11 protein-coding genes are annotated in these 14,630 nt (G+C 42.9%); 10 read left to right on the top strand and 1 reads right to left on the bottom strand.

Annotation, left to right across the window (positions count from 1 at the left end):
• The first annotated feature begins 1 nt into the window (after window position 1).
• From ACTNC0_RS14165 to ACTNC0_RS14155, 3 genes are read left to right on the top strand one after another with little or no spacing between them, the layout of a single operon-like run.
• Complete coding sequence (locus ACTNC0_RS14165) at window positions 2-787, top strand: ParA family protein (protein WP_441087889.1); 786 nt, start codon at window positions 2-4, stop codon at window positions 785-787.
• Entirely contained in the window at window positions 777-1,739 is a 963-nt protein-coding gene (locus ACTNC0_RS14160; protein WP_441087888.1) for a ParB N-terminal domain-containing protein, read from the top strand. Before ACTNC0_RS14165 ends, ACTNC0_RS14160 begins: the two co-directional genes overlap by 11 nt.
• Complete coding sequence (locus ACTNC0_RS14155; protein ID WP_441087887.1) at window positions 1,732-2,007, top strand: hypothetical protein; 276 nt, start codon at window positions 1,732-1,734, stop codon at window positions 2,005-2,007. Before ACTNC0_RS14160 ends, ACTNC0_RS14155 begins: the two co-directional genes overlap by 8 nt.
• Before the next feature lie 61 nt (window positions 2,008-2,068).
• On the opposite strand, the gene ACTNC0_RS14150 is transcribed toward ACTNC0_RS14155, so the two are convergent.
• Window positions 2,069-2,683, bottom strand: a complete 615-nt coding sequence (locus tag ACTNC0_RS14150; RefSeq protein WP_441087885.1) for a hypothetical protein — start codon at window positions 2,681-2,683, stop codon at window positions 2,069-2,071.
• Between the two features lie 442 nt (window positions 2,684-3,125).
• Here ACTNC0_RS14150 and ACTNC0_RS14145 point away from each other — a divergent pair, with 442 nt between their 5' ends.
• Genes ACTNC0_RS14145 through ACTNC0_RS14115 form a run of 7 tightly spaced genes read left to right on the top strand, consistent with a single transcriptional unit; the run spans window position 3,126 to window position 14,614 of the window.
• A complete protein-coding gene (locus tag ACTNC0_RS14145; RefSeq protein ID WP_441087915.1) occupies window positions 3,126-4,088 on the top strand; it encodes an ABC-three component system protein in 963 nt (320 codons plus the stop codon).
• Window positions 4,072-4,527, top strand: a complete 456-nt coding sequence (locus ACTNC0_RS14140; protein WP_441087884.1) for an ABC-three component system middle component 2 — start codon at window positions 4,072-4,074, stop codon at window positions 4,525-4,527. The genes ACTNC0_RS14145 and ACTNC0_RS14140 overlap by 17 nt, the downstream gene beginning before the upstream one ends.
• Window positions 4,524-6,377 (top strand): AAA family ATPase, encoded by a 1,854-nt coding sequence (locus ACTNC0_RS14135; RefSeq protein ID WP_441087883.1) that lies wholly within the window; start codon window positions 4,524-4,526, stop codon window positions 6,375-6,377. The genes ACTNC0_RS14140 and ACTNC0_RS14135 overlap by 4 nt, the downstream gene beginning before the upstream one ends.
• Window positions 6,378-6,412: 35 nt before the next feature.
• A complete protein-coding gene (locus tag ACTNC0_RS14130; protein WP_441087882.1) occupies window positions 6,413-6,661 on the top strand; it encodes a helix-turn-helix domain-containing protein in 249 nt (82 codons plus the stop codon).
• A gap of 14 nt (window positions 6,662-6,675) precedes the next feature.
• On the top strand, window positions 6,676-9,498 hold the full coding sequence (locus ACTNC0_RS14125; RefSeq protein ID WP_441087881.1) for a DEAD/DEAH box helicase: 2,823 nt from the start codon (window positions 6,676-6,678) through the stop codon (window positions 9,496-9,498).
• On the top strand, window positions 9,495-14,249 hold the full coding sequence (locus ACTNC0_RS14120) for an Eco57I restriction-modification methylase domain-containing protein (protein WP_441087880.1): 4,755 nt from the start codon (window positions 9,495-9,497) through the stop codon (window positions 14,247-14,249). Before ACTNC0_RS14125 ends, ACTNC0_RS14120 begins: the two co-directional genes overlap by 4 nt.
• A gap of 20 nt (window positions 14,250-14,269) precedes the next feature.
• Window positions 14,270-14,614 carry a DUF4357 domain-containing protein gene (locus tag ACTNC0_RS14115; protein WP_441087879.1) on the top strand — a complete coding sequence of 115 codons (345 nt, stop codon included), beginning with the start codon at window positions 14,270-14,272 and terminating at the stop codon, window positions 14,612-14,614.
• Window positions 14,615-14,630 lie beyond the last annotated feature (16 nt).

Here is a 14,630-nt window from a genome sequence, read left to right as displayed (position 1 = left end):
TATGGGTAAGGTTATCGTTATCGGATCACAGAAAGGTGGCGTGGGTAAAACCACGACCACTCTGAACCTGGCACATTCTCTTCAGAGTATGGATAAGAAGGTGCTTACAATCGATTTTGACAGCCAGGCAAATCTCACCACCTGCTACGGCGTAGAGGACACCAATGAGTTGGAGCATACAATCGGTCATCTGATGATGACTCAGATTGAAGAGGATGCTCCGGAAAGTCTGGAAGCTTTTATTCAGAGTAAGGATGGTGTAGATTTCATTCCTTCATCAATCTATCTGTCGGTGGTGGATGCGAAGCTTAGAACAGAGATGGGCGCGGAGAGGATGCTGGCAGAGGTTTTGGAACCCATTAAGGACAGATACGATTATGTGCTTATCGATACTTGTCCTTCGCTGGGAATGCTTACTATCAACGCACTGGCGGCGGCTGATGAAGTCATTATCACGGTGAATCCTCAGCTTCTGGCAATGATGGGCTTACAGGATTTCTTGAGAACAGTCAGCAAGATTAAGAAGCGTATCAATCCTACACTTACTGTTGCAGGTATTCTGCTTACCATGTGCGAGAGCAGAACCACGCTTTGCAAGGTACTGACAGAGGAAGTGACGGGGAGCTTTCAGGGACAGATCAGGATATTTGAAAACAAGATTCCTTCTACAGTAAAGGTTGGAGAGAGCATCTATTATGGACTGCCTATTGCTCTTTACAGTAAGAAGGCATCAGCAGGAATCGCTTATAGAAAATTTGCAAAGGAGCTGATTGCTTATGAAGGCTAATAACAAGAGAAAAGTATTTGGTGACGCAGTGGATTTATTGATGGATGAAATCGAGGAGAGAGAAGTACCAAGAGGGATTCAGATGATTCAGATTAAGAACATTCAGCCATTCCATGACCATCCGTTTCATTTGTACGAGGGAGAACGTCTGGAGGATATGATTGCAAGTGTAAAGGAGCATGGAATTCTAAATCCGGTAATTGTACAGAAGATTGATGGTGGATATGAAATGCTTTCCGGGCACAACAGAATGAATGCAGCAAAGCTTGCCGGATTGAAGGAAGTGCCGGCTATTGTGAAAACGGATTTGTCCGAGGAAGAGGCGTATGTTTATGTGATTGAGACAAATCTGATGCAGAGATCTTTTTCGGATTTATTGATATCGGAGAAGGCAGCAGTGCTGAAGGCGAGATATGATAAGGGTTCCTGCCAGGGTAAGAGAAATGATATTATGCGTGAGATTGCACGTCTTGAAGGAAAGGAAGGGGATTTAACTTCTGGTCACGGTGACCAGAAGTTGACTACCAGAGATTCTATCGGTAAAGAGTATGAATTGTCTGGTAGCTCAGTTGGCAGATTGCTGAAGCTGAATGACCTCATCAAACCATTCAAGGATATGGTGGACAGAGGTGCGCTGTACACAAAGGTTGCTCTGCAGTTGGCATTCCTTCCGGCGGAAGAACAGAATATGGTGTTAAATGTGATGAAGGAAAAGAAAACCAAGGTTACGATTGATATGGTAATGAAGCTTCGCAGCCATTCTGGAGCTTTGACGGATGCAATGGTAAGACGGTATCTCAGTACGGAGCCGGTAAAGAAGAAATGCTATAAGGTGCCTGCAAGAATTGTGGAAAAATACTTTGTTGGAATGGATCCCAATAAGGTGGACAGTATTGTAGAACTGGCATTGGAAGCTTGGTTCCATAATGGGAAGGGTGGTGCCGATGTTTGATGAAAGTAGCCTTAAGAAAATCGATTCGGAGTACTTCAATATCATTCTGATGGATGATAGAGATATCACGATTCGGAGCCGGAACACCGGTCACTACTGGTATCTGCATTGTACGGAGTATCCGACAGAGCAGTCGCTCATTATATTTCATAAACATTTCTTCAAGTGCCCGTACCACCAGCATGGAAGAGCAAATACACTGAATCAGGCGGTGCGAAGTATCAGGGAACATGATAAGTATCAGTTAGAAGTTAGAAAATGCGTATAGGGTAAAAGAAAGGGGCACATCCGGGCATGTGATCCTCTTTACTTGTTATTGAAAGAAATGATTAGTTTTTGTTGTATAATTCTTTGGCCATTTTCTGAGCGGAGTTAATATCAGCATAACCCTGGCTCTTTCCAAGCCCAAGAAGTTTGAGAATTTCTCCCTTGGTATTTCCTTCATACAAGAGCTGAAGGATTCGTCCGTATTTTGGATTTACAATGGCTACCTCTTTGATTAAATCATCAATAATCATGTACATAAGTGTGGAGTCCTCAAGGACTTCTGTTTTGCCAGGATCAAATCCATGAGCGGTGTCATCTGATTCAGCATCATCTAAAAACTTGTCATAGGACAAATCTTCGTTATGACCGTTTTCTTTAAGAAACTCATCCGTACCACCAGTTGCGATATACGTACGAACCTGTGACCAGAAGAACTTCATCCAATTATCAAGGGTACCAATCTTGATGGAAGCAAAGGCAACAGGAATTTTATGACCATGAATATTCCAGGTTTCGATGTTGTCTTTGATAAGAGCAGGGTCTTTCCTAATACCGTCAGTGACCAGGATAGGTGCAAGTTCTTCATCTACTGAAGGCTGAATGTTGTTGTATGGAATCTTGTTCCCATACTTACTCTGATTTACTTTGCTTGTGTTTGATTTACTAAGATTTACCATAATTCGGGCCCTCCTTCGACCCAGGGGCCGAAACGGAGAATTCCGAAATATGTTGTTGATAACGTTATGATTTTGTACGCAAATAAAAATCGGTGAAAAGCATACAAATCGAACGGGATTTCCGTTTCGGTTTGCATCCTTTCCACCGATGGTTAGGCTGCATTACGCATTAATAGTTATTTGGTTGTGTCCTTGCTGCCCGGAGCAGGGAATTGTCGTGGGAAATGAATGAAACAAATATCTGCGAAAGCAAACAATTTATTTTCTTATCACCCAAACTGTGCTATAATAATTCAAAGTATTGGCTCTGTTCGGAGGTCTTCCTTTCCCACACTGTCATTATACTTGAAACACCTTGGAAAGTCACTATTTGACGGGGGTAGAGCAGTTCCTATGAAATTACCATAAAGTTTCTTTTTGGGAGGTGAGTTGATTGCAGGAGATGGTTTTAGCCACGGTTGTAACGGAAATAAAGAATGCTTTCGTTGATGAGATCAGTGCTCCTGAACTCATAGAGCTCCTTTATAGAGGCATTGCTGAGCCGTTGGGAATCAAATTAAGCAAAGTGCAGAAAGGTACTGCTAGCAAGATTGTAAACAGAGCACCACAGGGTAATCCGCTTAGGGTCATCAGAGGACATTCACAAGATCCTGAAGTTAAGTCATCAATTGGAGAATTTTTCAAAAAGAATGTGACGCGCCACTTTATGCCGAATATGGAGGAAGAAATCATCTTTCATTTTCGAGGAGACATAAAGGCAGACGGCAAAATATCTGACAGCAAAAGAGATGAGCTGCTTCGATTAGGCAAGAAAGAGACCTTTGATGAATTCCTAGGGCAAGTCTATTTGTATTCACTTACCAGAGATAATGTCCTGACACCTGAGGCAAAGGCAAAACTGGATACGGAGTTAGAGGAATATAAGAGACATCCGCTGGAGGATGCGGAAATACCGGAGGCGATAATTAAAGAAGAACATGAATATACTGCAGCACTGACTGCTGCATATGCTCAGGCGGAGAGCATAATAACCTTTCCTATGGATAAGATCGGTGATTATCCGAAATACGAGAAGCATCTTTCGGAACAGCGTAAGTATTATTTTGCAGCAGAGGCTGTTAGGCGTGGCACAAGAGATATTTATGATAAAGAGGATCAGTTCAATCTATTGAAAAGCGAAACGTATGAATATATCAAGGATGATTATGAGGAGCCTGCTGAAAGTGGCTTGGCTCGACTTAAGGCAGTTTTGGGAAGAGTACGGGATTTTAATTCGAATAGATGCTGGCTTTTGAGAGACACAGATTGGATAGGAATACCACAGAAAAAAGGGATATGTCACTTCCTTGTAAAGGATGGCACTATAGAAGGGTGGGTGAGAGACGACGATGGACCGATTGTTTAATTCAACGTTTGAAAACTCTTTGCGCCTGCTGATATTGCTGGATGAATATGATATGCCACAGACGCTGGATATGCTCTATGCAGTAGATTTTATGACAATATATAGTGAGCCATTTGGCTTATCGGACTACAATCTTAACGGCGATAATGATTTGAAATTTAGTGAGTTTGCTTCACAAAGAGATCTTGTAAAGGAAGCTTTGAAAGAGCTTGTTCTGAATGGTACTGCAGAAGCGGTCAATTACAAGGATGGACTTTCATACATCATTACTCCGGAAGGAGAGGATTACTGTTGTGCTCTAACCAGCGAATATGCCTGTGCATATAGAAAAGTTGCAAAATCAGTAATCGCTGAAACAAAAGGAATGTCTGAGAGAGCACTGATTGCAGAGATATTTCGGCTTGGTGGCAAATCGTTTCGACAGGAGGAACATCAATGAGCAGATTTCGTATAACAAAGATAGCGGCCTCTGGAGAGAAGGTTGAGTATTCGTCAGTATCGTTTGAAGATGGCGTTAATTTTATTGTGGGCCCCTCTAACACGGGTAAATCGTATGTCATCAGCTGTATTGACTTTATGTTTGCCGGGAAAGAAGTGCCTTTTTCAAAAGACGATACCGGTTATGACACCGTCATGATGGAGATGGAGTCTGATGATGGTTACTCATTTAAGGCTGAGAGAAAGATAGAAGATGGAAGCAGCGGCGACAAGGGATCGAATGTCGTAAAAGTCTATTCTGATTTTCCGGGAGCGGATAAAGACGAATATAAGATTAGTACCGGGGAGTACAGTGCTTTGCTGCTGAGTTTGATCGGAATCGATAAAAGTCCAAAAATCATTGCAACACAGGCACCAACGGATGAAGAGATGACCATCCGCACAATCTTTCATTTCTTTTTTCTGAGTGAGGAATACATATTTGAAAAACGGACACCATTTGATACTCCGGATCATTCGAAGATCACCAAGAGCCTGACTTCACTTATATATCTTATCACTGCCGATGATCTAAATCGTTTTCTTCCTAAAATCAGTGTTGAGGAGTTGGAGAAAAGGGCTACACGGAAGGCTGGAGTTATAAGCTATCTGAACCAGAAGATTGCGGATTTGTCAAAGCAGAAAGATCGGCTTGAAGAAGCCTTGGCTGCTGATGATGTCGTAGATATAGATGCCAAGATAGATGAGTTTGTGGCGGAAATAGAAAAAGTTGAGAGACAGATTGTTGATGCATCTGAGGAAAGCCGAAAGCTACTCGCACAGATCTATGAAGTGAACGCAAAGCTTCAGGAAGCCAGATTCCTGGGTAATCGGTACAGAGCGCTCCACTCACAGTATATGTCTGATATTAAGAGGCTGAACTTTATTGTGGATGGTGACGATAAAGGAAAGACCATTCATCACAAGGATAATTGCCCGTTTTGTGGGCATGAGATGGATGTTGAAGAAGAGGATCGTACTTCATATGTTGAATCTGCAAGATCCGAACTGGCACGTATCAGACTGCAATTGGGTGACTTGGAAGCTACAGAGACAGATACCAGAAAAGAGATAAAAGAACTTGAAGAAACGCTGAGGGCGTTAAATGTTCAAAATAGCAATATTACGAAACTGCTGAACCAAAATCTCAGACCTCATGCTGCAGAGCTTAGGGCTGCTGTCGCAGAATTCCGTAGAATTCAGCAGGTTAGACAGCAATTACAGTCCATCGCATACATGTCTACGGAGTTGGGAACAGACGTCTTCGAGAAGGAAAACGAAGAGGATGAGACTGCGACAAAGTTTGATGCAAAGAAGAATTTTGATAAGAATATTTGGAAGAAACTGAGTGATTCTGTCAATGAAATGATAAAGGATTGTGCTTATACCGGAAAACCTGAGTCGTATCTGAATATTAATACTGCTGATGTTGTCGTTGGGGGAAGACACAAGAAGAATCAGGGAAAAGGATACCGGGCATTCCTGAATACGATAATGCTTTTCAACCTGATGAAATATTTTGAAAGTAATGGAAAGTTTGCATCACATTTTCTTGTGCTGGATTCGCCTATCCTATCATTAAAGGAAAAGAAATACAGTATCACAGAGAGTGAAAAAGCTACGGCAGGAATGAGGGAGTCGTTGATCCAATACATTATCGATAATTGCGGCAATAATCAGCTGATCGTGGCTGAAAATGAACTTCCGGAGACGGTTAATTATCAGAATGCAAATCGAATTATTTTTACGATGGATGAAGAACAGGGACGATATGGATTCCTGCATAGTGTAAGAAATCCCGAAGAAGAGTAACGCATATTGCATGTGAGAATAAAGAGGGAAAGACCATGAAAAAGACCATTAGTTATGATAAACTTTGGAAACTGTTGATTGATAAAAAGTGGAATCGTACAAAACTAAAGAATGAAAGCAAAATCAGCACAGCTTCACTCGCGAAGCTTGGAAAAAACGCCAATATCACGACAGATGTTTTAGTGAAAATCTGTAATGCTTTGGAATGCGATTTCTCTGACATCATGGAGATGGTTCCTGTGGAAGAAAAGGATATATCTTCTGAACAGCATGCGGAAGATTGAAAGGATAGATTGTTATGGTAGATTACGCACCGGGGATGAGGACCATCATTCGAGATGAAGAATGGATGGTTAAGAAGGTCGAAAAGAACAACATGGGGAATAATGCCCTTTACTGTGTTGGCGTATCGCCGTTGGTTAAGGACAAAGAGGCTGTATTTCTGACTGATCTGGAAGAGATTGCAGTTGTGGACCCGAAGGATGTAAAGCTTGTCATTGATGGCTCATCTTTCTTCCGACGGACACAGTTGTATCTGGAAAGTCAGTGGAGGCAGCAGATTCCGACAGACACAGATCTACATATCGGAGATAAGGCGGCTATGGACCTGATGCCTTATCAGCTTGAACCTGCGCAGATTTCGCTTCGCAGACCGCGTCAGCGCATCCTGATTGCAGATACAGTTGGCCTTGGTAAAACACTGGAAGCCGGTATCCTGATGAGCGAATTGATTGCCAGAGGAAAAGGCAGGAGGATACTGGTTGTTACGGTTAAGAGCATGATGACGCAGTTCCAGAAAGAAATGTGGAATCGCTTCACGATACCGCTGGTGCGTCTGGATTCAAAGAAGATCCATGATATCAGGGCGAAGCTTCCATCAAACTATAACCCATTCAGCTATTACGACAAGACCATTGTGTCCATTGATACGCTGAAGAGAGATGTTGAATACAGAACACATCTGGAGAAGGCATACTGGGACATTATTGTAATCGATGAGGCTCAGAATGTTGCAGAGCGTGGCGATCATCAGGCGCAGCGTTCCAGATTGGCTAAGCTGCTTGCAGATCGTTCAGATACTATGATTATGCTTTCAGCGACACCGCATGATGGACGGGCGAAGAGTTTTGCATCGTTGATGAATATGCTGGACCCTACAGCTATCGCGAATCCGGATGATTATACCAAGGATGATATTAAAGGCCTGTGCGTGCGTCGTTTCAAGAAGGATGTGAAGGATCAGGTCAGCGGATCGTTCCTGGAAAGAAGAATTGAGCTACAGCGTTGCAAAGCATCAGCAAAGGAAGAGATCGCTTTTGATATTTTTGCAGAGATGCAGCTGCAGATGGATTTGAGTAAAACAAGAGCTCAAGGACAGCTCTTTAAGACCAGTCTGGAGAAGTCGCTTTTTTCCAGCCCGGCAGCCTGCATCAAGAGCATTGATGCCAGACTTAACAAGCTTCGTAAGAAGTACTCAGACAACGAGATCAAGGATATCCGCGCACTAGAAGAACTGAAGAGCGCGTTGGAGAATATTACTCCTTCGGACTTTTCAAGGTATCAACAGCTCCTGACTTTGTTGAAAGATAAAGAATACGGATGGACCGGAGCAACAGATGACCGTGTTGTTATCTTTACAGAGCGCATTGAGACCATGAAATATCTGGCGGCAAGACTCCGCGAGGATCTTAAAATGCCGGCCAATGCGATTCAGGAAATTTCAGGCGCTATGAGCGACGCAGAGCAGCAGACAATTGTTGAGAACTTTGGGCGAGAGGAAGCTCCGGTCAGAGTACTGGTTGCTTCGGATGTCGCATCAGAAGGACTTAATCTGCATTACCTCAGCCACAGGATGATCCATTTTGACATCCCGTGGTCGCTTATGGTGTTCCAGCAGAGAAACGGGCGTATCGACCGTTATGGGCAGCAGAAGCGTCCGGATATCCGCTATATGATGATTGAAAGCAATAATCCACGTATTAAGGGTGATATGAGGATTATTGAGATTCTGATTACCAAGGAAGAGCAGGCACTGAAGAATATCGGAGATCCGGCATTGTTGCTTGGTAAATTCTCCATTGAAGATGAAGAGTTAGTTGTATCCGATGCAATAGAGAACGGATCAGATGCTGCTGCATTTTCAGAGACATTGGATAGCGGTGAAGCAGAGTTTGATCCTTTCGAGGCACTGATGGCAGCTTCTGCTGATACAAGTGAACCTGCGAAGGTCAAAAATGATGAGACGCTGTTTTCGGATGCCGATTATCTGTACCTGGCGATGAGTTATCTTAACCAGTCTGAGAGCCATCCCGTTGAAAAACTTCAGTCCGTATCCGGCATGGAAGTGACAGTAACGCCTGATATGAGAAAGCGCCTTACTGCTTTACTCCCTGATGAGGCTATGCCGCAGGGCGATTATTTACGGCTATCCGATGATAAGGAATTCTGCATGGAAGAAATGAAGAGAAGTATGCAGAATAACATGGCAGAAACGGCATGGCCCAAGGTTCAGTATCTCTGGAAACAGCATCCTTTGTTTACATGGGTAAATGATAAAGGTGGATTGTTGTATGGACGCGGAGAAGCCCCGTTTGTTGGCATTCCAGATAAGATAAAACCGGAAGAGACCATCTTCATCGTTACCGGAAGCATTCCTAACAAGCGTTCCACTCCGCTGGTAGATGAGTGGTTTGGGCTTCAGTATGAGAATGGAAGATTCGTAAAGAGTCTGAGCATGAATGAGCTGCTTGCGCATACAGGGTTCCGAAGCACAAAGATCCCGAACAGTGCAAGCTTGACGGAGGCTGATGTGGCTGAAGCTGAGGGCTTACTGCCCGATGCCGTTGAACACGCGAAGAAGTATCTGGATGGGTACTATCAGAGCTATCAGAGCCATATCAATCCGCTTCTGGATGAAGAATTGGATAAGCTGGCTGAACTGGAAACACGTCATAAATACTATCAGCTGTCTTTGTTTGAGAGCGAAAGAAAGAAAAGCGAGCAGGAACGTATGGTAGATGAACTGTTTGATAAATTTACGACTTGGGTTACAGACACCATGTCGATACAGAATAATCCCTATATCCGGATTATGGCGGTAATGAAGGGGGTAACGAGATGAGCATGGATTTAACCGGAATTACCAACCAAAACGAATATTACACGAACCATTATTTCTCATCAATCTTTGAAGAGAATGCTTCTGAGACGATTTCTGCGTGGCGAGCGGAAGCAAAGGAAAGCGAAGAGATCAGGACGCCTTGGGCGCTTCTGCGTGATGTTGCACGTCAGTATTATCCGGTTCATGACCGTTTTCTTCGCTCAAAGTTTGATACCCAGACTTTGGTGAACATTCGCATGCTTGCGGATATGTACTTAAAAGCTCTTGGCTATCCGGAGGCGAAGCCAGAGTGGATTGAGATTGATGATACGCTGAAGGCACCTGTTTACTTGGAACTTACCAAGGCGAATGGAGCACCGGCCTTATGGATCCTGCTTGCGACTTCTGATGATAAGGAAGCAGCTATTTTGGACAAGTATTGTTTTGCTGCAGACGAAGTAGCGGAAGAAGGGCTGTATTCCGTACCGGCCAATGTTCTTACCAATATTCCGAATGAGGATCTTGTTACCAAGATTCTCTTTGGACAGGCAGAACCTCCGCGATTCATTTTGCTGATCGGAATGAACCAGATAGCTCTAATCGACCGTAATAAATGGAATGAAAAGAGATATCTGCAATTCGAACTTGAGGATATATTCAGCCGTCACGAGGAATCTACACTGCAGGCGATGGCAGTTCTTCTGCATAGAAATAGTTTGTGCCCTGAAGATGGAACAGCACTCCTGGACGAATTGGATGCGAATTCTCAGAAGCATGCTGCAGGCGTATCACAAGATCTGAAGTATGCGCTTCGTGAGAGCATCGAGATTCTTGGAAACGAAGTTCTTTATGACATGGCTACCCGTCAGGGAAGAAATCTGGAAACAGATCCGGTAGATGCCGGTGACCTGACATTAGAATGCCTGCGGTATATGTACCGTATGCTTTTTGTGCTCTTTATTGAAGCAAGACCAGAGCTTGGGTATGCACCGATTCAGAATCTGACATATAAGTCCGGATACTCCCTGGATAATCTGAGAGATATTGCTGATGATATCCGTGATGACGTGACTGAGGTCGGCAGTGGGTATTTCCTTCATGAGACTCTTTCCAAACTGTATGATCTGATCTACAGCGGATATCCGGAGTCTGAGGAAGACCTGCTGAAGTATTCACAGGAAGAGAGCCTGCACGATATGTTCGTGATCGCTCCGCTGAAGGCTCATATCTTTGATCCTGAATATACAAAGATGATCACAAAGTCGAAGCTTCGCAATTCCTGCATGCTTCGGATCATAGACCTTATGAGTCTTACGCGTGAGACCGGGCGGCGGAATGACAGGCGCGGACGTATTTCCTATGCAAATCTGGGAATCAACCAGATGGGCTCCGTATACGAAGCCCTGCTTTCGTACCGTGGGTTTATCGCTGAGACAACACTCTTTGAAGTAAAGCGTGCCGGAGACAGCTTTAATGAGCTGGATGTTGGTTACTTCGTTACCGAAGACGAGTTGGATCAGTATACCGAAGACGAACGTGTTCGCTATGAGAAGAATGACCCGGATGGAAAGTATAAGAAGGGTCAGCTCCGCAAATATGAGAAGGGGACTTTTATTTATCGTCTGGCCGGCAGAGAAAGGGAGAAGTCTGCCTCTTACTATACGCCGGAAGTTCTGACGAAATGTTTGGTTAAGTATGCCTTGAAAGAATTGCTGGAAGGGAAGACCGCAGATGAGATTCTACATTTGACCATCTGTGAGCCGGCAATGGGATCTGCAGCATTCTTGAATGAAGCCATCACGCAGCTTGCGGAAGCATATCTGGATAAAAAACAGAAAGAGCGAGGGGAAATGATCCCTGCAAATGACCGTTTGAAAGAACTTCAGAAGGTCAAGATGTATATGGCGGACAGGAATGTTTATGGTATTGACTTGAATCCTGTCGCTGTAGAACTGGCCGAAGTATCACTCTGGCTGAACACGATTTATGAAGGCGGTTTTGTGCCGTGGTTTGGAACGCAGCTGATCAACGGAAATTCACTGATCGGAGCAAGGAGGCAAGTGTATCGTGTTGAAGCCCTCAGCACTACATCAAAGGGGCTCCGTTGGTATGAGAATGCACCTGACAGAGTACCGCTCGGAACAAAACGAATGCCGCGAAAGCAGGTATACCATTTCCTGTTGGGAGATCCCGGCATGTGCAGCTATTCAGATAAAGTCATCAAATCCCTGGAGCCAGAAAAGATTAAGGCTATGGCGAAGTGGAGTAAGAAGTTTACTGAACCGTACAGTGAAGATGATCTTGTAACACTGCTTCGTCTGTCCACAGCAATTGATGAATTGTGGGAAGCACAGATCAATCTGCGAAAAGAAGTGGAGGCTAAAACACAGGATTCTCTGTCTGTTTATGGATATGAGGATGATGCTACAGATTCCCACACAACCATCAGACAGAAGGATCAGATCCTGAGTGAACTTTATAAATCCGAACACATGAGAAACGCCGGTCCATATGCAAGATTGAAGTTTGCTATGGATTACTGGTGTGCACTCTGGTTCTGGCCTATTGATAAAGCGGATTTGCTTCCGAGCAGGAGCGAGTTCTTATTTGATATGTCGCTGATTCTGGAAGGTACTATGGCCTCTGTAAATGTAAGTAACGCTGCAAAAGGAGGACAGTTATCTCTGTTCCCGTCGGAGATGGAGCAGATTGCACTAGATATAGTTGCAACTTATGGACAAGGTTCTGTGGTAGATATTCCGCGCCTTCGTAAGGAAAATCCAAGGTTGAATCTAGCATATGAAATTGCAGAGCAGAATCATTTCATGCATTGGGAATTGGAGTTTGCGGATCTCTTTGCAGAACGAGGGGGATTCGATCTGGTTATAGGAAATCCGCCATGGGTTAAGGTGACTTGGAATGAGCAGGCTGTATTATCTGATAAACAGCCGCTGTTTATAATAAAAAAACTAAGTGCTAGCGACACTGTCAAGTATAGGAATCAAGCATTTTCTATGCTTGGGGTTAGAGAATTGTATTTCGATGAATATGAGAAGTTATCAGGCGAACAAGCATTCTTGAACGCTCACCAGAATTATTCTGAATTGGTTGGGCAACAGACGAATTTATATAAGTGCTTTTTGCCTCAAGGCTGGTTGATATCTTCGAATCAGGGGATTATTAGCTATGTACATCCGGATGGTATATATGATGATCCGAATGGTGGAGTACTTAGAGAAATCGCCTATAGAAGGTTAAGAAGACATTTTTCATTTATTAACCAAATGAAACTGTTTGATATAGGTAATACAAGAACCTTCAGTCTAAACATTTATGCCAATAAGGATACAAATGGATTTGACATGATATCTAATCTATTTGTTCCATCAACTATTGATGAATGCTATGAGGACACTAATAAAGGGAAGCCTGTTCCTGGTATAAAGATTCATGACTCTTGGGATATATCAGGTCACCCTAATAGAATAATTAAGATTACGAAGCAATCTCTAAAAACGCTAGCATTAGTGCTGGGCTCTTCTGATAATAATGAAAGTATACCTTTACCTATGCTGCACTCTAGAGAATTTCATCAGGTGCTTGATTGCTTTGCCCAACAATCAGCAACGATATCGTCCTTAAAAGAAAAAAGATATATTACACAAATGTGGAATGAAACTGGAGCTCAGAAGGATCATGTCATTGAGCGAAATGTTCATTTTTCAGAAGATGCAAAAAGTGTTATATATTCTGGAGCTCATATAGGAGTTGCAAATGCATTTTATAAAACCTCACAGAGAATATGTAATACACATAGGGCTTTTGATTGTGTTCCACTCGAATTGATAGATGATAACTATTATCAGAGAACTAACTATATAATCGAGTGTGATATTTCAGAATACAATAAACTTGTACCACGTACATTTTGGGATACCAGTTATGATGAAGAATACCGTCTTGTTTCAAGGAAGATGATAGATCCTGCTGGTGAAAGAACGCTAATTAGTGCGCTCATACCTCCCAAAACAGCACATACAAACGGCTTGCTTGGTATCGCATTTAGAGATCATGAATTGTTGGGGATTATGGCAGGAGCCTTTGCCTCAGTTCCATATGACTTTTTTATCAAGATGTTAGGCAAATCGAATTTCTATGAAGATACAGCGGGATTATTACCGATAATAGAATCTAACGTAGCCGATGAGATCTCAATAAGGGGGCTGTTGTTAAATTGCCTGAATGATGATTATGCTCCATTATGGAACGAGATAAGACCGCGAATAAAAGTGAGTGGTAATTGGAGCGTCAATGATCCACGACTTAATAGTACTGTATTTCAGGATAAGGAATGGTCATGGGAGACACCCCTTCGCATTGATTATCAGAGACGGCAGGCACTTGTTGAAATTGATGTGCTAGTAGCCATGGCATTAGGAATGACATTACAACAATTGAAAACAATTTATAGGATTCAGTTTCCGGTGCTGCAACAATATGAAGATGATACCTGGTACGATTCAAAAGGCCGAATTGTGTTTACAAATAACCGTGGCTTGAGCGGAGTTGGCATGTCTCGTCCTGAATGGGAAGGCGGTATAAAAGGGGCTTCAGAAGGTAAAACCTTCAAATATTCATATGTTGAAGATGCAATTCCGGGAGGACCGACGGAAAGAACTATTGAATATGTTGCTCCGTTTACAAGGGGAAATCGAGAATTAGACTATGAAGTGGCATGGAACTATTTTTCATCCATTTACAAACAAGATTGATGCCATAGGGTAAGGAGGGAATGATGGAACTGGAATTGTTTTTAAAGACGCGTGGTAAGGAATATCGAGCTAATGCAGTATTTAAAGATGGAGTTATGGTCGTAAAAAAAGGCTCCCTTGTAAATACTAAGTTGGCAGATCATATTAGAGGCGGCAAAAAAGCAAAAAGCTATCTCGAAGATAGACAATACGTTGATTCAAACGGCGTTGTGTTAAAGGATTGCGTTTTTAGAAGTCCCTCTACAGCGGCACAATTTGTAACAGGAAATAGTACTAATGGAAATCTGGCGTGGAAAACGAAAGATGGAATAAAACTAAAAGACATTCTTAGAGAAGAGTCAAGCAAGACAAATAATGATAATTAATGAATCTTATTCCTGG

The organism is Blautia sp. HCP3S3_B11 (genome assembly GCF_052064435.1).
Lineage (GTDB): Bacteria > Bacillota > Clostridia > Lachnospirales > Lachnospiraceae > Blautia_A.
Note: the sequence above shows the minus strand (reverse complement) of the source record. Positions and strands in the feature narration are given on the sequence as shown.

Bases quoted from the DNA above. Each gene is read 5' to 3' on its own strand.
- ACTNC0_RS14165 (WP_441087889.1), top strand. From the start codon at position 2: ATGGGTAAGGTTATCGTTATCGGATCACAGAAAGGTGGCGTGGGTAAA.
- ACTNC0_RS14160 (WP_441087888.1), top strand. From the start codon at position 777: ATGAAGGCTAATAACAAGAGAAAAGTATTTGGTGACGCAGTGGATTTA.
- ACTNC0_RS14155 (WP_441087887.1), top strand. From the start codon at position 1,732: ATGTTTGATGAAAGTAGCCTTAAGAAAATCGATTCGGAGTACTTCAAT.
- ACTNC0_RS14150 (WP_441087885.1), bottom strand. From the start codon at position 2,683: ATGGTAAATCTTAGTAAATCAAACACAAGCAAAGTAAATCAGAGTAAG.
- ACTNC0_RS14145 (WP_441087915.1), top strand. From the start codon at position 3,126: ATGGTTTTAGCCACGGTTGTAACGGAAATAAAGAATGCTTTCGTTGAT.
- ACTNC0_RS14140 (WP_441087884.1), top strand. From the start codon at position 4,072: ATGGACCGATTGTTTAATTCAACGTTTGAAAACTCTTTGCGCCTGCTG.
- ACTNC0_RS14135 (WP_441087883.1), top strand. From the start codon at position 4,524: ATGAGCAGATTTCGTATAACAAAGATAGCGGCCTCTGGAGAGAAGGTT.
- ACTNC0_RS14130 (WP_441087882.1), top strand. From the start codon at position 6,413: ATGAAAAAGACCATTAGTTATGATAAACTTTGGAAACTGTTGATTGAT.
- ACTNC0_RS14125 (WP_441087881.1), top strand. From the start codon at position 6,676: ATGGTAGATTACGCACCGGGGATGAGGACCATCATTCGAGATGAAGAA.
- ACTNC0_RS14120 (WP_441087880.1), top strand. From the start codon at position 9,495: ATGAGCATGGATTTAACCGGAATTACCAACCAAAACGAATATTACACG.
- ACTNC0_RS14115 (WP_441087879.1), top strand. From the start codon at position 14,270: ATGATGGAACTGGAATTGTTTTTAAAGACGCGTGGTAAGGAATATCGA.